The sequence below is a fragment of the Lentimicrobium sp. S6 genome, assembly GCF_013166635.1.
Classification (GTDB): Bacteria; Bacteroidota; Bacteroidia; order Bacteroidales; family UBA12170; genus UBA12170.
In genome coordinates this window covers 1-22,987 of sequence record NZ_JABKBZ010000080.1, presented here as the reverse complement: position 1 = coordinate 22,987, position 22,987 = coordinate 1, and the positions used below count along the sequence as shown (strand labels likewise).

The following is a 22,987-nucleotide window of genomic DNA, read 5'->3' as shown; positions in this document are numbered from 1 at the left end:
TTATACTTACTTTCAAAGGTTTAGTGTTTTCCGGAGGAGCTCTTTGATGATTGTTTCTAAACTTATTGGTAAAAGTTTGAATAATGAGCATTTCACCGCCACAGCATTTACAAATACCGGGCTGTATCCCCATTTTTTTAAAAGCAATTTCTTGCCAAGTCAATATAGTGCTTTCTGATGAAGTGGAGACCCCTAGATGACTACGAATAATGGCCAATGATTTTCGTTTAGAAGCGCTTGATAAAAAGCCATAATGCCTTATTCTGGTAAATCCTGGCGGTAATATATGTTGACAAAACAAGCGTAAAAAGTCTTCTCCTTTCGGGGATGATATTTGTTTTTGATAGTCTTTGTTATAATCGGTCCAAGTGAACACTACGTTTTTATGAAGTGATTTTATGTAATGGCAAATTCACCAAGCATGCAAAAGGCAAGAAGACAGATGTAAAAGATTCCAGATGGATTCAAAAATTACATTCTTTAGGCTTATTAACAAGCAGTTTTCTACCAGATGAGACTACAGAAACACTTAGGACTTATTGTCGACAAAGAATAAATCTAATTCATCAATCTTCAGCAGCTTCTCGTAAGATGCAGAAATATCTAAAATTTCTAAATTTCAGACTTGATGTGGTAGTTAAGGATGTTTGTGGTCTTACTGGCTTAAGAATAATAGAAGATATTTGTAAAGGAAATCTAGATCCTGCTTCATTAGCGGAGCATAGACATTATAATTGCAGAAAATCGAAAGAAGAGATTTCAAAAGCACTACATGGCAATAATCGAGAAGACTTCTTATTTGGATTAATGCAAGAATTTGAATCTTATCAGTTTTTTCAAAAACAAATAAAAGCATGTGACCGAAAGATTCAAAAATTTGTAAATACTGCACTTAAAAAAACTCCGAAGAAACTCAAGCTAAAAACAAATGATAAACCATATAAGCGTCTGAATAAAAATGCTGTTGATATTAAAAACTTTAATCAGGTAGCTTATCAATATTTTAATGGAGTAGATTTGTTAGCGATTGAAGGAGTTAGTCATGCAACAATATTGAGTTTGATGAGTGAAATAGGCCCAGATGGTTTCAGTAAATTTAAGACATCAAAAGAATTTGTTTCCTGGCTTAGGCTTGCTCCCAATAATAAAATATCAGGAGGGAAAGTCCTTTCTTCAAGAATCCCCAAAGGGAGTAATAGATTAAAAATAGCATTAAGACAAGCAGCCAATGCCATAGGAAATTTAAAAGATACTGATTTGTCAGATTTTTTCAGGAGGATAGCCTATAGAAAAGGGAGGCAAGCTGCAGTAAGTGCAACAGCACGTAAATTGGGAGTAATCATTTGGACAATGATTACAAAAAAAGTACCCTATAAGCCATCGAGGGAATATCTCTTTCTCGATCAAAAAAGAAAACTTGGTATAGTAAACCGTATTCAAAAACAAATCACTAAATTTGAGCTTTCAAAGGAAAACTTTGAATTTGTAACAGGCTAATTATCAATACTAATTTTTGACGTTAGTCAGAATTGCTTTCGGGTGTCCCATTGACGAAAACAAGAAAATAAGCATCAAATAATTCTCTCAGTAACTTTCCTAAATATTTTGAACAAAACGATATCGTTTCTCACAACATTTGTTTTTTCTACTCAAATTGTTCAAGAAGTTTTAATGTTTTACCTGAACATATAATAGTGAAAAAATATAGTGGTAGAGGTGATATGTAATCCCTAATGCCAACCCAATTTAAACAACTCCTGCTGATCCACTATTTTCCCAACAGGATATACATCTTTCTTGGGATCCATATATGGTGTTTTGGCATAAAACCACATGCATTGCATCCAATGGTTTTTGGCCAGCTCTGGATTTTCTTCTTTCCATGTATTAAACTCATCCATTAGCGAAGGGTTTTCAGCAATCATCTCTCTAGCCATTTTTTCCATCACATAGGTTTCGGCATATTCTTTTCGCTCCATAGAGGAATTGAAGAATCCCCAAGAAACCAAAGAATTATCAGCTTTAGGTTCGAGTAGATAAACGATAACTTTGAGTGCCCTTTGCCTCACAGGAATAACCATAGCTCCAGCTTCAAACTTCTGAGTGGCCTTTACATCTACCATATCGAAGGAGCGAAGATTTTGGCGGCTTTCAAAAGAAGAGTTCCCCCATTTCTGATTGCTAAACTTATAGGTTTCTATTTCCACATCCATAGCTTCTTTGCTGATCTTATACTCTATACCATGGTTTTTAATGATGTTTTGCACTTCTTCATATTCCACCGGAATAATATAAGCTATGGGTAGCTCCACTTGCTCTATGGGCTTTGGCTTCTCGAATAGTATTAAATCAAAAGATATTGGCTCTTGGGAATACTGAAACCAATCTCCGCCCGTTAAATCACTCTTCACCACCTCATATTCCATCCCCAAGAAATCTACATAACTAGTATCATTATAATCCACGTCGTATTTAATGGTCAATTTCTGAATTCCTTTTTTGTAAGAACTCATCATGGCATCGGCATTTTTATTTAAAGACTTTAGCTTCTTATGGTGCTTATTCATGGTTTCCAAAGTGGAAATAATCATCTCTTTGGTGGCATAAACTCTAGGTTTATAGGGCTTAAGCATATGAGTTTCTATGAGTAAGCCAATTCGGTTTTGCAAAGCAGTATAGCCCTGAGAAATCATAGGTGTTCCAACACTTCTTACCAATCCACTTCTCGGGTCGTGCCAATTCATAAAGGTGACATAAGGGAAAATGGGGGCGCCTTTTTGTTTCATAGATTCAACCAAATATGGATTATAAACCTCCTCAGTAAATTCCGTTAATCCTTCATCCATATTACCAAAAGTCTCCATAGCATAAGTGGCTACATATTGATAATCGGCACCATCGGTGGTATGACAATCAATAAATAAATCAGGCAAGTATTCATTAAATATCTTTAGCCATGCCTTCATTTCTGGGCTATCGGCTTTCATATAATCGCGATTTAGATTCAGATTTAGGCTATTGGCTCTCCAACCCATTTCCTTTGGCCCATTTTGATTGATTCGATTATAAGGACTCATTCTCGCCAATCCATCCACATTAAATGATGGTATAAAGAGGATACTCACCTTGTTTAGAAGGTCTAAATTCTTTTGGTGAATCACCATATCGCGAAGCAATAGGAAAGTAGCATCGGTTCCATCGGGTTCTCCTGCATGAATTCCAGCTTGAATAAAAAGAATCAACCTGCCACTACTCTTAATATCCCTAGCAGTACTAAGGCCTTCCTTATCAATAATCAACAATGGAATAGCTCTGTTCTGAGGACTATAGCCCATTTCCTGATAGTTTATCATAGGACTTTCTTCGGCTAAAGCCTTTGAGAAAGCCATACACTCCTCGTAAGTAACAGTTTCTAAATAGTCTGATATTTCAAATTTGGTTTGCCAATCGGTACTTTGAGCCATTAAAGGCACTTGAAATAGGATAAAGAGGAAGAGGGCTAATAATCGCATGGTTTTTATTTTCAAAGTTATAAAGTTTTTAGAATTTCGTAGCTTCGCAGTCTAATTTAGTATGACAGCACCTTCTACCCATTAAACACACAATATGAGAATAATATATACCCTAGGTTTCCTATTTATTTTTTGGAGTCTCTCGGCACAAGATACCATTCAGATAATGCAGTACAATTTGCTCAATTACGGAAACTACTATGGCGATTGCACTACAAGTAACAATAATGTGAATAGCAAAAATGGCCACTTAAGAACCATCATTGACTATGTGAAACCAGATATTTTTACTGTGAATGAGCTATCAGATAATACTACTTATCATCAAATGATACTCGATCAGGTATTAAATACCGATGGTGTGGATTATTATAGAAAAGCGGTTTCCTTTAATGCGGCAGATAGCTATATCGTAAACATGTTATATTTCAATAAGAATAAATTGGCTCTATATTCTCAAGATGTGGTTTATTCTGCCATTAGAGATATAGATGTTTTTACACTTTATTATAAAGCAGCAGATTTAGGCATTACCCACGATACTGCTTTTATAACTTGCTTTGTAGCTCATTTAAAAGCTGGGAATTCAGACAGCGATGCCAGTAAAAGAGCAGGTATGGTGGCCTCAGCCATGACTTATATCCGAACTCACGATTTACCAGAGAATATGTTGTTTATGGGCGATTTAAATCTTTATACTAGTGAAGAACAAGCCTATACCAATTTAACCTATACCTATAATGGAATCCGGTATTTCTACGATCCCATTAATCAAGAAGGTAATTGGAATAATAATTATTCATACCGACACGTACACACTCAAAGCACTCATGGTAATAATTCCAATTGCTTTAGCTCTGGAGGATTAGACGATCGTTTTGATTTTATAATGTCTACAGCCTCACTATTGGAAGGGACCAATAAAATGAAACTCTTGACCGATACTTATCACCCCCTAGGAAACGATGGGGAGCATTTTAATGGTAGTATAACAGATTCTCCTACCAATACTTCTGCACCAATTAATGTGATTAATGCACTTTATGGAATGTCGGATCACCTACCTATTCTAGTGCAAATAGAAGTGGATGCTGTGCTTGGAACTCCAGAACAAGTTTCTAACATCAACTCCATCCAGCTCAGGTATATGAATGCTCAAAGTCTTCAATATACCATAGGTTTAGAACAGGCTCAAAAGCTAAAAATCCTCATTTACGATATCTTTGGAAGGCAAAAACTATCTTTTACAGACTCCTCCAATCAGGCTTTACTTTCGGGGATGGTGGATATTAGCAAGCTAAATCAAGGTTTTTACTTGTTTGTAGTCGTTGATGAAAATGGCAGAAAGTCAACCACCAAATTCATAAAAAAATAAGTATATTAGTCTTTTATAAGAAACTAGCTAATGAAGAAGATATATTTCATGCGTCATGGTAAGGCTGAAGATGGATATGGAAAGTCCGACTTTGAAAGAGAACTGGTAGATAAAGGCAGGAAGAAAACGGCTAAAGTTGCTCAGTTTTTGAAATCCAAATCGGTGAAACCAGAACGTGTTTTGGTAAGCATGTCACAACGAACAGTTGAAACTGCAGCACTTGTATGTAAACATTTAGATATACATAGTTCTTTGGTGACAGAAGAAAAAGGTTTGTACTTGGCTTCCACAAATTCCATTCTCGATGTGATATATTGTGTAAATGATGATGTGAACGAAATCATGATTTTAGGTCATAATCCTGGATTAAGCAGTATCGCCACTTATTTATGCAAAGATGAAATAGATTGGATGCCTACCTCTGCAGTGGTTGGTATTGAATTTAAAATCGACAGATGGAATGAAATCAATTCCAAGCCAGGCAAACTTTTGTTTTACACCAAACCATCTGATTTATAGATTTATAAAACCACACCCTTTGAATTTAACAGACATTAGACAACACCTTCATCAATATCCTGAGCTTTCTCATCAAGAATATGAAACCAGTAGATTTATAGAAAGCATCATGGTTCCACTGAATCCTGATCAGATAATTCACATTGGAGAATTTTCAAAAGTCTATGTTTTCGATTCTGGAAAACCTGGTTCAAGTATTATTTTTAGAGCCGATATGGATGCACTTCCCATACAAGAGCGAAACGAACTGTCTTATCAATCAGAAAATAAAGGCGTAGCACATCTTTGTGGGCATGATGGACATAGTACCATATTGATAGGATTTGCAAGGAGGATAGCAGAAAATAGACCGAGCCACGGAAAAGTAGCACTTCTCTTTCAGGCAGCAGAAGAAACAGGAATGGGAGCAAAAGAAGTCATGGAAAGTAAAGAATTCCTAGCTTTAAATGCCGACTATATTTTTGGATTGCACAATATTCCAGGTTATGCTTTGCACCAAGTTTTGCTAAAACCAGGAAGCTTTGCAGCAGCCAGCAAAGGAATGAAGCTAAAACTAAAAGGCAAAACTTGTCATGCCGCTGAGCCAGAAAAAGGAATCAATCCCGCTTTGGCCATGGCTGATATTACTCATCAACTTCACAAACTCATCCAACAAAAACAACTTTTTCAGAATTTAAGCCTTATCACCTTTATCTATTCCAGATTGGGAGAAATAGCATTTGGGACCTCCCCTGGTTTTGCCGAAATGGGCTTTACCTTGCGTGCCTTTGAGAATAAAGACATGGCCCTTTTAATTGAAAAAGCAGAGCACATCATCCAGAATATTTGCAAGAATCATGCTTTGGATTTTGAGATCGAATATTTAGAAGAATTCCCAGCTACTGTTAATGATGAAGAAGCCATCAATATTATTGAGCAAGCTGCTATCCACAAGAATTTAAGTATTTCCCATATTCCTGAATCCATGCGCTGGTCAGAAGATTTTGGCTACTATAATCAAAAAATTAGAGGAGGATTTTTTGGATTAGGATCTGGCGAAAACCATGCTGAGCTTCATCATCATAATTTCGACTTTCCCGATGACTTGATTGAGACCGGGGTAAGTTTGTTTGAGGAGATTTATAGAAGTGTTTTAGATAATACCAACTCCTAAGAAGCAAATAAACAAAGGTCACTGAGTGGAATTAAAGTGACATTAGATCTTATCAAAGAGGCTTCAACTTTGCTCAACGACCATTTCCAACTCTATTCAGCTATTATCCTAATCGAGCTTCAACGTTCATGTCTCCTTCATTTTTACTATATTTGTGCTATACATCAAAACCAAGTCAATGGCTGGAGGAGCAATGCAACATATGGTTTCTAGTTTTAAGAGAAATAGATCTCTTTTACGAGCTACTTCCTCAAAAAAGAAACGAATTCTTAGTACCGTGGGTAAGGCTGAGAGTAAAACGAAATCTTCTTTCAGTAAAACTATCCCTTCTAGAATAAGCTTTCTTCTAGAATCTAGGAAGGTAGGTCAAAAACACAAAATCGTGCTATTATTGATAATCTTCATTGTATTCTCTATAGTTTTGGCCATAACATTAAATGATAATTAGCTATTATAGCATCTCTACTAGGTAAACAAAATTCTCCTTTAGGATTCCTCCATGAATACTAATTATTGATTTTAGAATATCATTTTTGCACAGTATTGTCACAAGGATTAAACAGCCCAATCGCCCCAGCCTCGAATATAGTAATTGCCACTTTCTTCATGATATTGAACAGTCACATTAACTCTTCTACTATCACTTCCCCAGTGAGTGATTGGTGGTCCCGTTTCATTATTCCAACCTTCTTGTTCATGAAGCATGATAGTAGTGCCATCGTCCAACAGAATACCCAAGCGATATTCATTCCAATATAAGTTTGGAATACTTAAATCCATATTTACCGATTGCCCTGGAGCCAATACAGTTCCTGTGGGTAATATATTGCCTGTCCAATCTCCTATGGGTCCAGCATCAGCCTCACCAGCATTTCCATGAGGGCGCATCTCAACAATGGTTATCGAAACTTCAGAATTTTCATCATTTGCGAATTCCACATGTAGTATGCTATTTGTTACAACGGGTTCGTCTCCTTCATCTTTCTCACAACCCGACATAGAGCTCAAGAGTAAAAAGGCAGGAAGCATTAGTATTAAAAATATCTTTTTCATAGCTTTATCATTTATAAGTAAAGATAAAAAACCTTTAGTTGAGAAAGAGAGTCTAACTTCTTTCTGGTTTAATTGAATACATATTCGTGCAAAGTGAAGTTGTTTTTGAATTTCGTTTTGGTTTAGACTTTATTAATTGGCACTCACACTAACAAAACCTGTATATTGATTCTGTTTAACTTTTAAAGTGATAGAGTCAATGTCTTTATTACCTAAAATATATGGATAATAAAAATCATCCCAATATTCTTGAAGATGTAACATAGACACATAAAGGCTATCTGAAAAAACGCCCAATCTGAATTCACAGGCCTTGTTTTTTGGAATATTAATGTAATAATCTTGTGTTTCACTTGGAAATATGGCTTGACCTACACCCATGAGAGATTCTGACCATTCCTCATGATCAATACGAACTTCAATGGCTGTAATATACACATTTGATTCTGGGCTGCTGGTCACAAAAACGTGTGTTGTTTTTTGTTCAGGTTCGACCGCTACTTCTCTTTCATCTTTTTTACAAGCTGTAAATATCAGACCAAACAAAAGAGCCGAAAGCAACAGAGGATAAGTAAACGATTTCATAGGTGTGATATTTAATAAAGTGTAAAGATAATGGCTTTTAAGAATGATTATGCATCTATAATTGATTTTATATCTATAGCTCTTTCTTCATCAAAATCGAGCATAGCATTAATCATCATAAAATGGGTGAATTGATCTAAATCACTTACTTTTATTTCAGATTCCTCTACGATGCCTTCATCTAAAAGAAACTCTCTTTGCGTACCTAATAATAGCGGAGTACTTGGGGTAAGCCAGTTCTCATTTTTATCCCTAAAAATCAAATTACTATAGGTAGTATCTGTAATAAAACCATTTTTAACCATGATAATTTCGGAGGAGGATAAAAAGCCTGATTTGAGTTTATTAAATTGTTGACGGTCTTCGAATTTGTGATCATAAATTATCTGAGTATCTACAAGATGGAAAGAGTCAATCCTTCTTTCTTGATAATGCTCAAACTCAATTTTACTCACTTGCTCATCATACAAAACCCTACACTTTACTTTTCCCTTTCGTAACTCCTCAGGAATTTTCAAAACCTCCTCTAAATAAATATCTCCCATAGCACACATCATTTGATGGCGTGATCTATTCATTCGCTCATTATGATAGCTTAGGCGTTTTGCTTGGCCATTATGTATTTGTATGGTTTCTAGTAATTTCATATTGCAATTCAACACTAAGTAATGAAGCCTTTTTGTTAATAAATAATTCTTAGACCTTTTGTTAAATATTCATTGTACAGTTTCAGAAATAATCTTAAAAAGCTCAGAATGCTTTTGCCAAAAGAAATTCTTTTCTTGACTTATACGATACCTATTATTCGAGAAAGCACTTTAATTAGTAACATCTAAATAATAATCATAAACATAGATGCTTCTTTCTTCGAATACCTTCTCTATAGGATAGACTTGCACAAAAATAGCATTTTTCGACTTTATAATAACCTCGATTATTAAACCATTGCCACAGAAAGTCAATGATACATTAGATTTGAATTATAATCGAGCTGAGGTTTAAAATACTAATCCATACACTTCACCCCATAAATTCTAAACTTCACAGTTTTCTGTTTGCTAAAAGGAGCTTCTGCATATACTTTTGAGCCATAAACAATATAAAACAAACATCATGAAAACTTTCACCCTAACTTTAGCAATGGTATTCATCGCCACCTTTTCCTTCGCACAATTCTCAAAAGCACAAAGACCAGATTCTTGCTGCTATAAAACAGAGGACCTTCGAGCTTCCATTTATATGAGCTCACCAGATATGGTCAATGTAGAAGTGGCCAAAGAGATAGGTGATAAAGTCATTATCAGAGTAAAAGAGAATTATAAAACCTTATACAGAAAGAGCTATAAGTCTTGGGCTTTGGTAGATGCTAAATATGATATATCAAAATTCCCTGAAGGAGAATATACCTTTGAAATTATCAAAGATAGAAAAGTCGTTTATTCACAAACCATTAATAATACTGCAAATGAAGCATTATCTATCAGATAGTGCTTCTTACAACTTTTTAGCGGTTCTTTGAAATATGGAAAGCCTAAACAGAATTCATACCTTTGAAAAATAATAGAGATGAAGAACCCATCTCCAAATAATAATGAAAGAAGGAATTAAGCTAAATAAGACATTGAGGTATGGCTACGGCCTTGTATTGGGTATTGCGTTTAACTTTAATATGGATATCGTATTTAGTTTGCTTTACTCCAATTATCGTCTATTGCGCCCATTCGAAGAGTATGTGGCAGCTATTTTCCTGAGTTATTTAGTTTTTGAAACCTTATTCATTGTCAATCGCTTTTTGAGCAGACGGTTTACCTGGGATAAAGACTTGATCAAAAGGCTGAGTTACCAATCTTTATTAGATTTCATGATTGCTATTGGTTTGGTGATGGGAATAAAATGGGGATTCAGATGGGTTCAACAAGATAATAGCTTCGTTTCCTTGCAAGATGAAACTACCCAATCTATTGTCATTCTGATCATCATTCTTGGATTTACAGTTGGTGAGATGAGCATATTCCTGCTTAATAAATGGAGATTTAGTCTGGCAGAACTGGAACGTTTCAAAAAGAAAAATGCAGAATACCGATTCGAGTTATTGAGGTCGCAACTCAACCCTCACTTTTTGTTCAATAGCCTCAATACGCTTTCCTCTTTGGTATACAAGAATCAAGAGAATGCCAGCCTTTTCATTAGGAAACTCTCCGACGTATATCGCTATATTCTCGATCAAAGAGATAAAGAAGTAGTACCACTGGAAACAGAAATCAACTTTGCAGCGTCCTATATCATGCTGATGCAATTGCGATTTGAAAAGAATCTAAATGTTAATTTGGAGGCTATGAAGTTGGCTGAAAAATATCTTATTGCACCATTAACTTTGCAATTATTGATTGAGAATGCAATTAAACATAATATAGTATCGAAGAGTAAACCGCTACAAATTGATATATTTACAGCTGGAGGATATTTATGGGTGAAGAATAATATGCAGCCCAAAACTTATAAAGAAGACAGTCATGAAATGGGCTTAAAAAATATTGATAGCAGATATGCTTTTTTAACTGATAAAAAGATAGAAATAGAAAATGACGGAATCACATTTATGGTGAAAATCCCATTATTAAACACAGTAAAATAATGAAAGTATTAATTATTGAAGACGAACCTCATGCACAATATGAGCTTCAGCGTTTATTGACTGAAAGCAACAGAGATATTGAAGTGCTCAGCTGCATAGATAGTGTGGAGGATGCGGTGGATTATATTAATACTACACCAGGCATTGATCTCATGTTTTTCGACATTCAGCTTTCCGATGGTTTGAGCTTCGAAATCTTTAATCATATTGAGGTAAAAGCTCCTATAGTTTTCACAACCGCCTACGATGAATATGCCATTAGAGCTTTTAAAGTCAATAGCATCGATTATTTACTAAAACCCGTAAAACAAGAAGATTTAAATGCTGCATTAGAGAAATATGATTCCTTACATACTCAGCAGAAGCCAGAGAATTCTGTGTTTCAGATGGAGCAGATTCAGCAGCTTTTGACTTTAAACCAGAATAAATATAAATCTAGATTTCTGACCCGAATGGGCGAACAGATAAAGTATATCGACATTGAAGACGTGGCCTATTTTGTAGCCGAAGACAATGAAGTATTATTGGTAAACAAAGAAGGACACCGATATTTTATCAATCACTCTTTAGATCACTTAAGCAGCCTACTCAATCCCGACTCTTTTTACCGCATCAACAGATCTTATTATGTTCAATTGTGGGCCATCAAAAAGATAAGCAAATATTTCAATAGCAGACTCCTCATTGAACTGGAACCGAAAACCGAAGATCAAGTACTTATCAGTAGAGCCAAAGTAAATGACTTTTTAAACTGGATAGATAAATGATAAAGCCATTTTACATAAAGATGATTTGGGGAATTTTAGCCCTTTTACTTTTTGCATCTTGCAATAGAGTGGTTTTGGTGGTGGATGATGTCCCAGGAAATACACCCTTGGGCGATCCGATTTATTTGGCCGGAAATTTTAATATGTGGAGTCCAGGAGAGGAGCGCTACGAACTAAGACTCGACCAAGATTCTAATTATTACTTTTCTTTGCCAGCTGGTTTTGGAGAGGTGGAATACAAGTTCACAAGAGGAAACTGGGCCACTGTAGAAAAAGGAATTTGTGGCGAAGAGATAGTAGATAGGACGATAGTAGTAAATGATGGAGACACAGTATATCACAGTATTGAAAGCTGGGGTGACCTTAATCCAATAAACTGTCCTCGCTGTGTGCTTTTAATAGATATGTTACCATCCAATACTCCAAAAAACGATATTATAGCCATTGCCAGTGACCTTAATTCTTGGAATCCTAATGAGGCTTCCATAGCTAGAAGAACTGCAAATGGTCAATTATATGTGGAGATAGAAAGACCTGAGGGTGTCAATAGCATGGAGTATAAAATTACTCGTGGTGATTTGTCCAACTCTGAAGCTGATGAATATGGCCAAGAAATCCCTAATCGTCTCTTGAAATTTGGCGAATCAGACACTTTAGTTGTCACTGTAGATTCTTGGGTGGATTTACCATTAAGTTCTCCAGATAGGGTGACCATAATAATTAAAAATCTTCCAAAGCTTACACCTAAAAATGAGCCCATCTATTTAGCCAGCAAACTTAATTCTTGGACGGCAGGAGATAGGAGCTGTCAGTTTCAAAAAAACAGAAAAGGACAGCTTTATTATTCCTTCCCAAGAATGAAAATGTATTTGGATTATAAGATTACTCGGGATGGATGGTATACTGTAGAAGTAGATCGAAATGGCTATGATATTGACAATCGTCAAATCAATTTAGAGTTTGCCGATACCATTTATATTGATGTTCAAAGGTGGAAAGATCAAGAAGATATTGGAAGTAATACGATTACTTTAGTATTGGATAAGATTCCAGAATCAACACCAGTAGGCGCCAATATTTATATTGCAGGAGCTTTTAATAATTGGAACCCAGGAAGACTTCGCTATATGTTTAAGCAAGATGAGGATGGAAAATACTATGTGAATATAGCCAGAAAAAGAGGTGACTTTGAGTTTAAAATCACACGTGGTTCGTGGGAAAGCATTGCCTTGGATGAATATGGTGCAGAGCTTCCAACCTATGGCTTTAACTATAGTGATTTCGATACTTTAATCATTAAACCAGAAATAAAAAACTGGAAAGACCTGCCCATTTTAAGTGGAAATAGGGTGGTGAAAATTATTCTAAACTCAGTTCCAGATAACACAGAGGAGGGTGAGAAAATATATTTAGCCTCCGATAAAAATGGTTGGGACCCGGAAGATAAAAATCAAGTTTTCGAGCCCCAAGAAGATGGTAAATATTATATCACCGTTCCTTACCAAGGGGAAAGTATGAGTTATAAAATAACCAAAGGAGGTTGGGGAAAAGTAGAAAAAGATAGCTCTGGAAATGATATCGAAAACCGAGTGCTAAACTTTGGTTTTTCTAATGAAGTAAGGATAGATGTAGCTAGTTGGGGCTGGTAATTATCTTTAATTATCCTCCTGTATTCCTGCATTATATATTCCAATATCAGTACTTTGCAACATAGAAACAGAACCAGATTTAGGAGGATTTCCTTCTATAATATTTACCCCACCCCAAAAGAGTAATAAGATTAAGAAAATACCCGAACCTAACTTAAGTGTTTTACCCTACTTTAAATCCACTAAGTTCGTTTACCATAGTATTCTTATCTTTACCTCAAATTTTAACATACACACCATGAAACGAATTTTCATACTTTTTTTATTATTAGGCCTAGTTTGGCAAGTTAATGCGCAACATTCCAATGTTATTATTGCACAAGGAAATGGCCTTAGCGAGCCTTCTATATTTGTAGATCCGAATAATCCAGATCATCTGGTAGCAGGCGCTATAATCGATAAATACTATGTTTCTAATGATGGAGGAGCCAATTGGAGTGGTGGTTCCTTAAACTCTAGTCATGGCGTATGGGGTGACCCATGTTTGATAGTGGATGGCAATGGAGATTATTATTATTTCCACCTTTCGAATCCTAGTAATGGCAGCTGGATTGATAGAATTGTATGTCAGAAGTCAACTGATGGAGGACTCACCTGGACCGATGGAAATTATATGGGATTAAATGGAAGTAAAGCACAGGATAAACATTGGGCAGTAGTCGACTATACTAATAATAATATTTATGTGACATGGACGCAGTTTGATAATTATGGAACCAGTAATCCTTTAGATTTTTCGAATATATTGTTCTCGAAATCAACTGATAATGGAGAATCTTGGACCGATGCCATACAGATAAATCAAATCTCAGGGGATTGTGTTGATGAAGGAAACACTACAGAAGGTGCTGTTCCTGCAGTTGGACCTAATGGAGAAATATATGTGAGTTGGGCAGGACCAGCAGGATTGGTTTTTGATAAGTCCTTAGATCAAGGAGAAACTTGGTTGGAGGAGGACATCTATGTTTCTGATATTCCGGGGCCAGGTTGGGCCTTTGATATCCCCGGAATTAGCCGATGTAATGGACTCCCCATCACTTGCTGCAACCTTTCTGAAACAGAATATAATGGTGATATTTATATCAACTGGAGCGATCAAAGAAATGGTGCCGATGATACTGATGTTTGGTTCATCAAATCTACTGATGGTGGTGAGACATGGGGAGAACGCAAAAGAGTTAATGATGATCCACCAGGGAAACAACAATTCTTTACTTGGATGACTGTAGATCAGGTAACGGGATATATTTGGTTTGTTTTCTATGACAGACGAGCTTATGAAGATTCAAACACAGATGTTTATATGGCTGTTAGTACCGATGGAGGAGAGAGTTTCTTGAATTTTAAGATTAGTGAGACTCCATTTCTTCCTTACTCTAGTACTTTCTTTGGCGATTATAATAATATCTCTGCCCATAATAATATGGTTCGCCCCATCTGGACTCGCCTAGAAGGAAGTTCGCCAAAGATAATGACTGCATTGGTCAACGAACATATTATTGGGGAAGAAGAGTTGGAAACCATTCCTTTCAGTTTGCAGCAAAACAGTCCAAATCCCTTTGATGAAAGCACTTATATTTCTTTTAAATTAAGAAGTTCTGAGGAGGTTACCCTTGCTGTTTATGATATGTATGGAAGAGCAGTCTCTGTTCTAGTAAATCATGAGCAAATGAATAGAGGTAAATACACCTATCATTTCAACGCTTACGATTATAATTTGAGTTCAGGAGTTTATTATTTCTCTTTGGTTTCTGGAAATCATAAGCTAGAAAAGAAGATGCTATTGCTGAAATAGTTTTTTTTACCTTTATATCATAGAGGTCTGCTGAGAAGTGTATTTTCGGTAGGCCTCTCTTTTCTTCATTATTGTAGAGTATGATACTTTTTTCGTAATCATAATATGTAGTTTTATAGTTTTTTACCAAGATGATAATATTTAGAATGATTTCATGTTTTGTAATGGTGTTAGATTAATAAAACGAGTATGTTGTTGCTAATCAGTTTCTGTTTTGGATAAAAAAAGTTGTATAACCTATGTTTTTTTTGAAGAGGAAAAATAGGTAAAACACCCGTAATTATTGGTCATACAAGATATTATTTGAACTTTTGATTATAATATTATCTTTGTAGGCTATATTGTTACAAATAGATTGAGAATTTAATTGTTCAGCCATCATATGGTGGTCTGAGTAGAATCTGTGGCTTGAAAACCACCATCATTGAAAACTAAAGTACAGTTTATGAAACGTGATTTAATTGATATTTTAAAGATTGTCAGAACGATACTGATAAAAGACGGAGTGAAGAGTTTAAAGCTAAAAAATGTATCTGATAAATCTGGATTATCAATTGAGGAACTAAAAAAACATTTTAAAGACGATAAGGAATTAATTACCAAATTATTAGAATTTGAGCGTCATGCCTTTATTGAGATCTTTCAAGAGAACGATTTTGAAGGTGTAAATGCCATAGATATCATGATGTTTGTGGGTAAGCAACTATCCGACAAGTATGATTATATTACTCCATCCTATTCTTCGGATATTAGGAAGCATTTCCCAGATATTTACGAGGAGCATTTTCAATCTAGAACCGACTTTATTTTCGAAAAAATTCGCATCAACCTGACCAAGGGAATCAGCCAAGGTATGTATCGATCCGATTTGAGTATTGAATTGATTTCTCGGCTCTATATCAGCCGACTGTGGGATATTCACAATGAAGATTTCTTTCCACCAGAAAAATTCTCCTTTGATACCCTCTATGAATTTATGTTCGACAATTTAATCAGTAGCATTGCCACCGAAGAAGGCTTAAAGTATTACAAGAATAAGGGTAAAAAAGCGAAGTTATAAATTGGGTATAGGTTGTTAGGTTAAATTTCTTTAATATAACAACGGCGACGTTTGTGCTGAATATGCTCGTAATTCTTCCAATTACTAATTACATTATGATTGGTTTCGAATATTCCAGTGGTCTCCATTTGGTCAATACCAGCACCTAGCATCTCATCTTGAATTTCAGAAAACAGAATAACCGCTACGCCTGCATTATCATATTCTGGAACCACACCAGTGAGGAAAAAATCCAATACCTTAGGGTTTTTCATGGCTTTAAGCACATGTGTAAATCCAAGAGGAAATAATTTTCCATTGGCTTTTTGCATGGCTTCACTTAAAGAAGGAACAGCTACCACAAAACCAACGATCCGTTCCTCTTTTTTAACCATTGCTACATATTTCGGATTGATAACCTTGAAGTACTTCTCAGCATACAAATCGATCATCTTCTCATTGAAAGGAGTCACATAGGGAAGCTTATCAAAAGCATCATTTAAAATAGCAAAGATATCTTTTACGTAAGGCTTGAGCTCGTCGGTCTTTTCAAACCTCACCACTTCAAACCCATAACGTTTTTTAATCAATTGACTTCCTCTAATCCCTTTTTGTCTAGCTCTTTCACCCAGAGTTAAACGAAACTCTACCCAATCGTTTTCTTTTCTAAAACCATATTTGTCAAGGTGAGTTTGGTAATAAGGCATATGGTATACTGAAGCCACCGAAGCCAAATGATCAAATCCTTCAATCAACATTCCTTGAGTATCAAGATTAGAGAAACCAAGAGGGCCATGGGCTTTGTTCATACCTCTTTCTTTCAACCAATTTACGGCAGTATCCATTAAGGCCTGAAAAACTTCAGCATCATCATAAAACTCCAAACGACTAAACCTTCCCAATTTCTCGTTTAGCTTTTCATTGTATTTTTTATTAATGATGGCACCAATTCTACCCACCACTTTACCCTCTTTTTTTGCCAACCAAAACTGGCTGTCACAGTAATCCATAGCTGGATTTTCTAGAGGATTGAGGGATTTGATTTCATCTTTGATAATAGGAGGAACCCAATATGCATTTCCTTTATAAATCTCGAAAGGTAATTTGGCAAAGGCCTTATAATCCGATTTGCTACTTACTTTAATAATATCTACTGACATAGGCTGGTTTTAAAACAACAAAGTTAAAAAAGCATTCGAAAAGCTTTGCTATTGAAAAAATAAAATTACAAGAGCCTTAGAAAGGTGACTATCATTGGGATTAATAGTGATATTAATGGGAAAAATGATATCCGTGCTTTATTATTCATTATTTTTGTGCAAATTAAAACTTAAAATGGACTGGAACGCAATATTATTTGCCTTTTCTCTCACTTTATTTGCTGGGTTATCGACCGGAATAGGTAGTATAATATCTTTAGTTGCTAAACGAACCAATACAGCATTTTTAACTGTATCCTTAGGTTTTTCAGCTGGCGTGATGATATATGTTTCTTTTGTTGAAATATTCCCTAAAGCTCGTGAAGAATTAGTTGCAGATATAGGTATCGTTGCAGGAAATTGGGTGACAGTATTATCTTTCTTTGGAGGAATGGCTCTGATTGCCATCATCGATAAGTTTATTCCCAATATTGAGAATCCACACGAAATTCGAAATGTGGAAGATCTAAAAACAGGAAAAAACTTACAAGACAGCGATAAGTTGATGCGAACTGGTATTTATACCGCTTTAGCTATTGGTATTCATAATTTCCCTGAGGGTTTGGCCACTTTTACTGCTGCCCTAAGAGATCCACAATTAGGTATCCCTATTGCCATAGCTATAGCTATACATAATATTCCGGAAGGAATTGCGGTTGCTGTTCCGATCTATTATGCCACTGGAAACAAGCGTAAAGCCTTTTGGTATTCTTTCCTTTCTGGTTTATCCGAACCTGTTGGAGCTCTAATAGGTTTTGCTATTCTCATGCCATTTATGAGTGCTTCCGTATTTGGAATTCTATTTGCAGGAGTAGCCGGAATTATGGTCTTTATTTCCTTGGATGAGCTCTTGCCCTCAGCTAGAGAATATGGTGAACATCACTTAAGTATTTATGGATTAGTCGCTGGAATGATAGTGATGGCCGTTAGTTTATTGATGTTTTTATAGATCTCTTGTGTCTATTAAAAATGACTGTTTTCATTAAATGATAAGCATTTTTTATCCCAATTATATAGACCAAAAGGTTAATAATAGGTTTTTTTTGTAGTCTATTTAGATAATGGCGCAAACAAAAGTTATCAATAAATCTACTTTTAATGCCTTTAATATAGCTCTGCACATTAACAAAATTTACCATTCCTTGCCTTTTTTTAAAGATTAGTCATTCTTGTAGCTTATATCTTTGTACCCATGAATTGGAAATCGATTTCTTTAAGGTATTTCCCGGCTTTTTTACTTACCATCATTAGCCTTTTGGCATTAAATGGGAGTTCGCAATCTGTGGTACATTTTCGTATTAAAAGTGAAATAGATCAACTTGCTATCTCCTATGCACTAATTTATGATAGAACCCATAATATCAAGTTTATGGCCAATGATAATGGAGAAGCTAAACTATTTCTACAGGACTCCACTTTGGTCAGAATTAGTGCCATTGCCTATGAGGATCAATTCTATTTATATAGCAATTCACACCATCAAGATACGGTGGAGCTTTTTTTAAGTTCTAAGGTGTATGAACTGAAGGAGTTTGTTCTAAACCCTTATCCAACAGTCATGCTGTTTAAAAAAGCCATTGCTGATCTACAGCTGGAGGATACAAATAGTATTGCTGCCAATCTTATGATGTTGGAATCACTAAAACCCTATGCTATTTCTCCAGACCATTTTAATAGTCAGGATGTGCTTACAGTCAGTTTTACTTCACCCATTTCTCTTTTGTATAATTCCTTTAGTAAACGAGCCAAGTCTGAGAAAAAATTGCAAAGTTTAACTCAATCTGATAATAGGGCCAATATCGTGAAACAAAAATATAATAGAGAGTTGGTGATGAAGTTAACAGGTTTAAAGGAGGGTAAATATTTGGAAGATTTTCTAGTCTACTGTGAACCAAGTTTTAATTTTGTGCTAGAATCTAGCGACTACGAAATAGCCATGCTTATTCAGCATCGATATGAAATCTTTTTGTTAAACCACCCCAATTAAGCCATTTTTCGTTTATTTTGTTCTATGGATTTAATTTTAAAATATAGAGCAGAAAAAGCCTATCTCATTCTTGCAGCCATATTTCTATCTGCTTTAGTTGTTAGTAATCTCATATTTCAGAAGTTTTTTCAATGGTCGCCATTTGGTATATACACCTTTGAACTATCTGTTGGAATACTTCCTTACCCCATAACATTTATTGTGACTGATGTAGTTTCTGAAATATATGGGCGCAGACGTGCCAATCAAATGGTTTTTTTGGGTTTTATTGCAAGTGTTTTCACTTTAGGCATCATTGTTATTGCAAATCTAGCACCTGCTACTGACTGGTCTCCCATTAACGATCAAACCTTCTCTCAGGTTTTTGGTTTTACCTATGTAGCTGTTGGAGCCTCCATGGCAGCCTACCTTGTTGCACAGCTGGTTGATGTTCAAATGTTTCATTTCTGGAAAAAACTCACAAATGGCAAACACCTTTGGTTAAGAAATAATGCGTCCACCTTTACCAGCCAACTGGTTGATACTTTGGTTATTTTACTTATCCTTTGTTCTTTAGATGTGATTGCGTGGGAACGATTTTCTTCTCTTTTAATCAATGGATTTATGTTTAAGGTATTAGTAGCTATGGCCGATACTCCCATTGTGTATTTTGTGGTATGGCTTTTCCGAAATCAGTTTAAAATCAAGGATAATGCTGAGTATCTCGATTATTAACTAGATTGATTTTATAAATTAGAAAATATTGTATTTTTGGAACATGGGCGAACCTAATACAATAAGAGTAAGAACGAGATATAAAATTCGAAAAAGGTATAACAAGAAAAAGGAGAAAAGAATTAGAAAGTGGAAGAAAGCAGGGCATCAGATCTTTTCCTTTATGTTAGTTGTTTTCTTATTTCCTGCGATGTATTTTTTGGTTTGGGGATTGATGATAGAACCTCAGCTTCCTCGTCATATCTATGGCCCGGGTGATTTTAAAGAAATGATTTATGTATTAGTTTCTTTATTTATCATGTTATTCTCCTTTTTGATGGTTAAAATTATTAGCTATAAACCTCTGAATATGGAGTGGTGGCAAAATATAAAGTTATTGCATAGCCTAAAATATGATTTCGAAAAGTATTCCGCTTTTAAAGATGTTGGAATTAATTACCATCACCAAAAGAAAAAAACTGAAAGCCAGAAAAGGAAACGTTCTGAGTATTATCATAAATCCGTTACTGAAGAATGATAGCATATACCCCAGCTAAAATAAATATTGGACTAAGAATTCTAAACAAAAGAGCCGACGGATTTCATAATTTGGACAGTTACTTCTATCGAGTACCACTCTACGATATTATTGAAATCAAAACTCATGATCAGGATGAACTTGTTCAAACTGGCGTTCTCACTTCCACATCCATGGAAGAAAACCTGGTTCACAAGGCCTTAAATTTATTGCGGAAAAATTTTGAAATTCCTCCTTTGAAAATACATTTGCACAAACAAATTCCTGTTCAAGCTGGTTTAGGTGGTGGTTCTGGAAACGCTAGTGGCATGTTAAAATTATTAAATAATTATTTTCAACTGAATATTTCAAAGAGAGAAATGTTGAGGTATGCCGGAGAATTAGGGAGCGATTGTCCTTTCTTTATTGAGGGGAAAGCGGCTCATGTCACTGGAAGAGGAGAAATAATAGAGCCTATTGATTTTAGCTTAGCAGGAACCTATATTGCTATTATTAAAGCTCCAGTTGCCATGGAAACAGCTAGAGCTTTTCAACTGGTCAACAAAAGCAATAAAAAACTGGAGGATATTCAATCTATAAGAAAAGAAGAATATCAATATTTTATGCTTAATGATTTTGAATCTTCCTTTCATCAAGAACTTCCTGAAGTCACCATCATTAAAAATCTACTCATGGATTCTGGTGCTTTCTATGCCTCATTAAGTGGTAGTGGATCAGCAGTTTTTGCTTTATTTGAATCCAAACCTCATCTCCAATTTGATTCCTCTTATTTTTCTTGGATAGGTTTATTACAATAAAAAAAATGAATATCTTTGAATTTCTCTAAAACCATTTTCTTCAATTATGGAAAACTATAAAGAATTATTATCGGCCCTTTACAAAGAACACGCACCCGAAAAACTAGATCAAATTGATTTTTATTTGGATAGGTATAAAGGAAAAGAAAAGCAGTTTTATATCACCCAAAAGGCAAAATATGCCAATAAAAAATCGGTAAAGGATTCCAAGAAAATTCTAGAAGAAGCTATGGCGCGCATCAATAAACGTAAAGAGGAAGCTAAAGAGGTTTTACAAGAAGAGAAGGAAAAGAAAGAAGCTATTGAGAAAAAGGTGGAGACTCAACCAATTAAAAAACAGGTTGTTGTTCCGGTGAGCAAAGCCAAGTTAAAAGAGGAAATTAAAGAAGAGGGTGTTAAACCTAAACACATCACAGAGAAGAAAGCGCTTAAGCCGATTGAGAAAAGAGATATTCCTAAAAACAAGGAGAAAATTGAAGAAAAGGAAATTAATCCCCCGATCATAAAAAAGCTAGAAAAAGAAACAGCGGTTAAAAAACTCAAATTGGAGGAGCTTCCAAAACAAACTCCACCTGTGGTTTTTACATCTGATGAGCAACAACGCTTGGAGGACTTAAAGGCGAAAAAGAGTAATTTTGAAGAGATTAGTAAAAGTTTACAAGAAGAGGAGGCCAAAGAAGAAGAGGCACGAATAAAAAAACCACCTGTGTTTTGGTATTTTGGAGCTGCAGCTGTAATACTTGTTGCATTAGCCATATTTATTTATTTCTCTTACTTTCATCAATCAACAGCTCAAAAAGAGCCTATTCATGTGCAAAAAGTTGTTGTAGATACCAAACCGGTGAATACTGGTGAATCTAAAACCACTATTGTTTCCAATAAAGAAACAACAAAAAAGACAGAGGAACCCAAATCACATAAAGAATCAACAAAGCCTAAAGAAGAACTGAATAAGTCAGGTGTTAAAAAGCAAGAACCTAAGGTCAAGCCCCAGAAAAAAGAAGAGGTAATGCCTGTGCAGAAAAAAGCCCAAACCAAACCTACAGCAGACAGACTATATGCTTCAGACATCAACAGACCTGCTGTTTTTGTGGGATGCTATGCAGTTAAACAAGAGGTTTTAGCACAAAAGAAAGTGGCCACATTGAAAGCCCAAAACCTAGATGCGCATTACTACTGGATTCCAGATATGGATGCCAACGGGAATAGCTTTTTTAAAATTGTTATAGGACCTTTTAATAGTGCTCAAGAAGCTTATCCATCTCTTACCAGGGTACAGGAGAGAATTAATTTTGATGCCTATATTATTGTGGTGAATTAAACTTGATTTCTGGATCTTAATGACCAAGGATGTCATCAATATAAAGTGATGACATTCTTGGTTTGTTTTTTTTTGATACTACCTTTTTAAATTAATCTTCCTTCTCAGTAATACTTTCCATAGCATCTTCCACATCACCTGGAGTACTCATGATTTTCATGAAAGTCCCCATGGTGAGTTCTGGCCAATATCTTGTTTTCGTCACTTTTTTGGGACACCCACTTAACTATTTGATATTCAATCCATTTATTTTATATTTGGGTGTCCCAAAGATAATTTATGTTTATTCGGAGAAAGAAAAATACATCTGGAAGCATTAGTATTCAGATTATTAACAAGTCAAAAGGTCATTATAAAGTGATTAAGACAA

Annotated in this window: 23 protein-coding genes; 17 read left to right on the top strand and 6 right to left on the bottom strand. The window is 35.3% G+C overall.

Annotated features, from left to right (window positions below; genetic code table 11):
• On the bottom strand, positions 1-376 hold a 376-nt coding region (locus tag HNS40_RS19030), incomplete at its 3' end, for a transposase (protein WP_172283844.1).
• A 14-nt stretch (positions 377-390) separates the two neighbouring features.
• Here HNS40_RS19030 and HNS40_RS19025 point away from each other — a divergent pair.
• Positions 391-1,497, top strand: coding sequence for an IS110 family transposase (locus HNS40_RS19025; protein ID WP_371742961.1), 1,107 nt, complete (start codon positions 391-393; stop codon positions 1,495-1,497).
• Between the two features lie 233 nt (positions 1,498-1,730).
• Here the strand turns inward: HNS40_RS19025 and HNS40_RS19020 are convergent, their stop codons facing one another.
• Positions 1,731-3,527 (bottom strand): M14 family metallopeptidase, encoded by a 1,797-nt coding sequence (locus HNS40_RS19020; protein ID WP_172283842.1) that lies wholly within the window; start codon positions 3,525-3,527, stop codon positions 1,731-1,733.
• Between the two features lie 79 nt (positions 3,528-3,606).
• Here HNS40_RS19020 and HNS40_RS19015 point away from each other — a divergent pair, with 79 nt between their 5' ends.
• The 4 genes from HNS40_RS19015 to HNS40_RS19000 all read left to right on the top strand — a co-directional run bounded on the left by HNS40_RS19015 (position 3,607) and on the right by HNS40_RS19000 (position 7,007).
• Positions 3,607-4,887, top strand: a complete 1,281-nt coding sequence (locus tag HNS40_RS19015; RefSeq protein WP_172283840.1) for a T9SS type A sorting domain-containing protein — start codon at positions 3,607-3,609, stop codon at positions 4,885-4,887.
• Between the two features lie 30 nt (positions 4,888-4,917).
• Positions 4,918-5,406, top strand: coding sequence for a phosphohistidine phosphatase SixA (gene sixA / locus HNS40_RS19010; protein WP_172283838.1), 489 nt, complete (start codon positions 4,918-4,920; stop codon positions 5,404-5,406).
• Between the two features lie 19 nt (positions 5,407-5,425).
• On the top strand, positions 5,426-6,559 hold the full coding sequence (locus HNS40_RS19005; protein WP_172283836.1) for an amidohydrolase: 1,134 nt from the start codon (positions 5,426-5,428) through the stop codon (positions 6,557-6,559).
• A 178-nt stretch (positions 6,560-6,737) separates the two neighbouring features.
• The gene (locus HNS40_RS19000; protein ID WP_172283834.1) at positions 6,738-7,007 is read left to right on the top strand and encodes a hypothetical protein; all 270 of its coding nucleotides are present in this window, start codon (positions 6,738-6,740) and stop codon (positions 7,005-7,007) included.
• 107 nt (positions 7,008-7,114) lie between these two features.
• Here HNS40_RS19000 and HNS40_RS18995 read toward each other — a convergent pair whose 3' ends face one another.
• The 3 genes from HNS40_RS18995 to HNS40_RS18985 all read right to left on the bottom strand — a co-directional run bounded on the left by HNS40_RS18995 (position 7,115) and on the right by HNS40_RS18985 (position 8,844).
• Complete coding sequence (locus HNS40_RS18995; protein WP_172283832.1) at positions 7,115-7,612, bottom strand: hypothetical protein; 498 nt, start codon at positions 7,610-7,612, stop codon at positions 7,115-7,117.
• Positions 7,613-7,744: 132 nt separating this feature from the next.
• On the bottom strand, positions 7,745-8,197 hold the full coding sequence (locus HNS40_RS18990) for a hypothetical protein (RefSeq protein ID WP_172283830.1): 453 nt from the start codon (positions 8,195-8,197) through the stop codon (positions 7,745-7,747).
• A gap of 47 nt (positions 8,198-8,244) precedes the next feature.
• Entirely contained in the window at positions 8,245-8,844 is a 600-nt protein-coding gene (locus HNS40_RS18985) for an aminotransferase class IV (RefSeq protein ID WP_172283828.1), read from the bottom strand.
• Between the two features lie 466 nt (positions 8,845-9,310).
• On the opposite strand from HNS40_RS18985, the gene HNS40_RS18980 reads away from it, so the two are divergent.
• The 6 genes from HNS40_RS18980 (at position 9,311) to HNS40_RS18955 (ending at position 16,103) form a co-directional block, all read left to right on the top strand.
• Positions 9,311-9,685: a hypothetical protein gene (locus HNS40_RS18980; protein ID WP_172283826.1), complete on the top strand. Its 375-nt coding sequence runs from the start codon at positions 9,311-9,313 to the stop codon at positions 9,683-9,685.
• Between the two features lie 103 nt (positions 9,686-9,788).
• Complete coding sequence (locus tag HNS40_RS18975) at positions 9,789-10,832, top strand: sensor histidine kinase (protein WP_172283824.1); 1,044 nt, start codon at positions 9,789-9,791, stop codon at positions 10,830-10,832.
• Complete coding sequence (locus HNS40_RS18970; RefSeq protein ID WP_172283822.1) at positions 10,832-11,599, top strand: LytTR family DNA-binding domain-containing protein; 768 nt, start codon at positions 10,832-10,834, stop codon at positions 11,597-11,599. Before HNS40_RS18975 ends, HNS40_RS18970 begins: the two co-directional genes overlap by 1 nt.
• A complete protein-coding gene (locus HNS40_RS18965; RefSeq protein WP_172283820.1) occupies positions 11,596-13,248 on the top strand; it encodes a hypothetical protein in 1,653 nt (550 codons plus the stop codon). The genes HNS40_RS18970 and HNS40_RS18965 overlap by 4 nt, the downstream gene beginning before the upstream one ends.
• A 238-nt stretch (positions 13,249-13,486) precedes the next feature.
• Positions 13,487-15,043, top strand: coding sequence for a T9SS type A sorting domain-containing protein (locus HNS40_RS18960; RefSeq protein ID WP_172283818.1), 1,557 nt, complete (start codon positions 13,487-13,489; stop codon positions 15,041-15,043).
• Between the two features lie 445 nt (positions 15,044-15,488).
• Positions 15,489-16,103 carry a hypothetical protein gene (locus tag HNS40_RS18955; protein WP_172283816.1) on the top strand — a complete coding sequence of 205 codons (615 nt, stop codon included), beginning with the start codon at positions 15,489-15,491 and terminating at the stop codon, positions 16,101-16,103.
• A 20-nt stretch (positions 16,104-16,123) separates the two neighbouring features.
• On the opposite strand, the gene HNS40_RS18950 is transcribed toward HNS40_RS18955, so the two are convergent.
• The gene (locus HNS40_RS18950; protein ID WP_172283814.1) at positions 16,124-17,242 is read right to left on the bottom strand and encodes a hypothetical protein; all 1,119 of its coding nucleotides are present in this window, start codon (positions 17,240-17,242) and stop codon (positions 16,124-16,126) included.
• 175 nt (positions 17,243-17,417) lie between these two features.
• Between HNS40_RS18950 and zupT the strand changes: the two genes are divergently transcribed.
• The 6 genes from zupT (at position 17,418) to HNS40_RS18920 (ending at position 22,617) form a co-directional block, all read left to right on the top strand.
• A complete protein-coding gene (gene zupT, locus HNS40_RS18945) occupies positions 17,418-18,230 on the top strand; it encodes a zinc transporter ZupT (RefSeq protein ID WP_172283812.1) in 813 nt (270 codons plus the stop codon).
• 243 nt (positions 18,231-18,473) lie between these two features.
• Positions 18,474-19,268: a hypothetical protein gene (locus HNS40_RS18940; protein ID WP_172283810.1), complete on the top strand. Its 795-nt coding sequence runs from the start codon at positions 18,474-18,476 to the stop codon at positions 19,266-19,268.
• Between the two features lie 24 nt (positions 19,269-19,292).
• Positions 19,293-19,982 (top strand): queuosine precursor transporter, encoded by a 690-nt coding sequence (locus tag HNS40_RS18935; RefSeq protein WP_172283799.1) that lies wholly within the window; start codon positions 19,293-19,295, stop codon positions 19,980-19,982.
• A gap of 163 nt (positions 19,983-20,145) precedes the next feature.
• The gene (locus HNS40_RS18930) at positions 20,146-20,499 is read left to right on the top strand and encodes a hypothetical protein (protein ID WP_172283797.1); all 354 of its coding nucleotides are present in this window, start codon (positions 20,146-20,148) and stop codon (positions 20,497-20,499) included.
• The gene (gene ispE, locus HNS40_RS18925) at positions 20,496-21,296 is read left to right on the top strand and encodes a 4-(cytidine 5'-diphospho)-2-C-methyl-D-erythritol kinase (RefSeq protein WP_172283795.1); all 801 of its coding nucleotides are present in this window, start codon (positions 20,496-20,498) and stop codon (positions 21,294-21,296) included. The genes HNS40_RS18930 and ispE overlap by 4 nt, the downstream gene beginning before the upstream one ends.
• 46 nt (positions 21,297-21,342) lie before the next feature.
• Positions 21,343-22,617 (top strand): SPOR domain-containing protein, encoded by a 1,275-nt coding sequence (locus HNS40_RS18920; protein WP_172283793.1) that lies wholly within the window; start codon positions 21,343-21,345, stop codon positions 22,615-22,617.
• Positions 22,618-22,987 lie beyond the last annotated feature (370 nt).

Coding starts and splice junctions, on each gene's coding strand:
- HNS40_RS19000 (WP_172283834.1), top strand. CDS start 6,738: ATGGCTGGAGGAGCAATGCAACATATGGTTTCTAGTTTTAAGAGAAAT.
- HNS40_RS19015 (WP_172283840.1), top strand. CDS start 3,607: ATGAGAATAATATATACCCTAGGTTTCCTATTTATTTTTTGGAGTCTC.
- HNS40_RS18990 (WP_172283830.1), bottom strand. CDS start 8,197: ATGAAATCGTTTACTTATCCTCTGTTGCTTTCGGCTCTTTTGTTTGGT.
- sixA (WP_172283838.1), top strand. CDS start 4,918: ATGAAGAAGATATATTTCATGCGTCATGGTAAGGCTGAAGATGGATAT.
- zupT (WP_172283812.1), top strand. CDS start 17,418: ATGGACTGGAACGCAATATTATTTGCCTTTTCTCTCACTTTATTTGCT.
- HNS40_RS18995 (WP_172283832.1), bottom strand. CDS start 7,612: ATGAAAAAGATATTTTTAATACTAATGCTTCCTGCCTTTTTACTCTTG.
- HNS40_RS18970 (WP_172283822.1), top strand. CDS start 10,832: ATGAAAGTATTAATTATTGAAGACGAACCTCATGCACAATATGAGCTT.
- HNS40_RS18960 (WP_172283818.1), top strand. CDS start 13,487: ATGAAACGAATTTTCATACTTTTTTTATTATTAGGCCTAGTTTGGCAA.
- HNS40_RS18940 (WP_172283810.1), top strand. CDS start 18,474: ATGAATTGGAAATCGATTTCTTTAAGGTATTTCCCGGCTTTTTTACTT.
- HNS40_RS18930 (WP_172283797.1), top strand. CDS start 20,146: ATGTTAGTTGTTTTCTTATTTCCTGCGATGTATTTTTTGGTTTGGGGA.
- HNS40_RS18975 (WP_172283824.1), top strand. CDS start 9,789: ATGAAAGAAGGAATTAAGCTAAATAAGACATTGAGGTATGGCTACGGC.
- HNS40_RS18935 (WP_172283799.1), top strand. CDS start 19,293: ATGGATTTAATTTTAAAATATAGAGCAGAAAAAGCCTATCTCATTCTT.
- HNS40_RS18985 (WP_172283828.1), bottom strand. CDS start 8,844: ATGAAATTACTAGAAACCATACAAATACATAATGGCCAAGCAAAACGC.
- ispE (WP_172283795.1), top strand. CDS start 20,496: ATGATAGCATATACCCCAGCTAAAATAAATATTGGACTAAGAATTCTA.
- HNS40_RS18950 (WP_172283814.1), bottom strand. CDS start 17,242: ATGTCAGTAGATATTATTAAAGTAAGTAGCAAATCGGATTATAAGGCC.
- HNS40_RS18980 (WP_172283826.1), top strand. CDS start 9,311: ATGAAAACTTTCACCCTAACTTTAGCAATGGTATTCATCGCCACCTTT.
- HNS40_RS18955 (WP_172283816.1), top strand. CDS start 15,489: ATGAAACGTGATTTAATTGATATTTTAAAGATTGTCAGAACGATACTG.
- HNS40_RS18920 (WP_172283793.1), top strand. CDS start 21,343: ATGGAAAACTATAAAGAATTATTATCGGCCCTTTACAAAGAACACGCA.
- HNS40_RS18965 (WP_172283820.1), top strand. CDS start 11,596: ATGATAAAGCCATTTTACATAAAGATGATTTGGGGAATTTTAGCCCTT.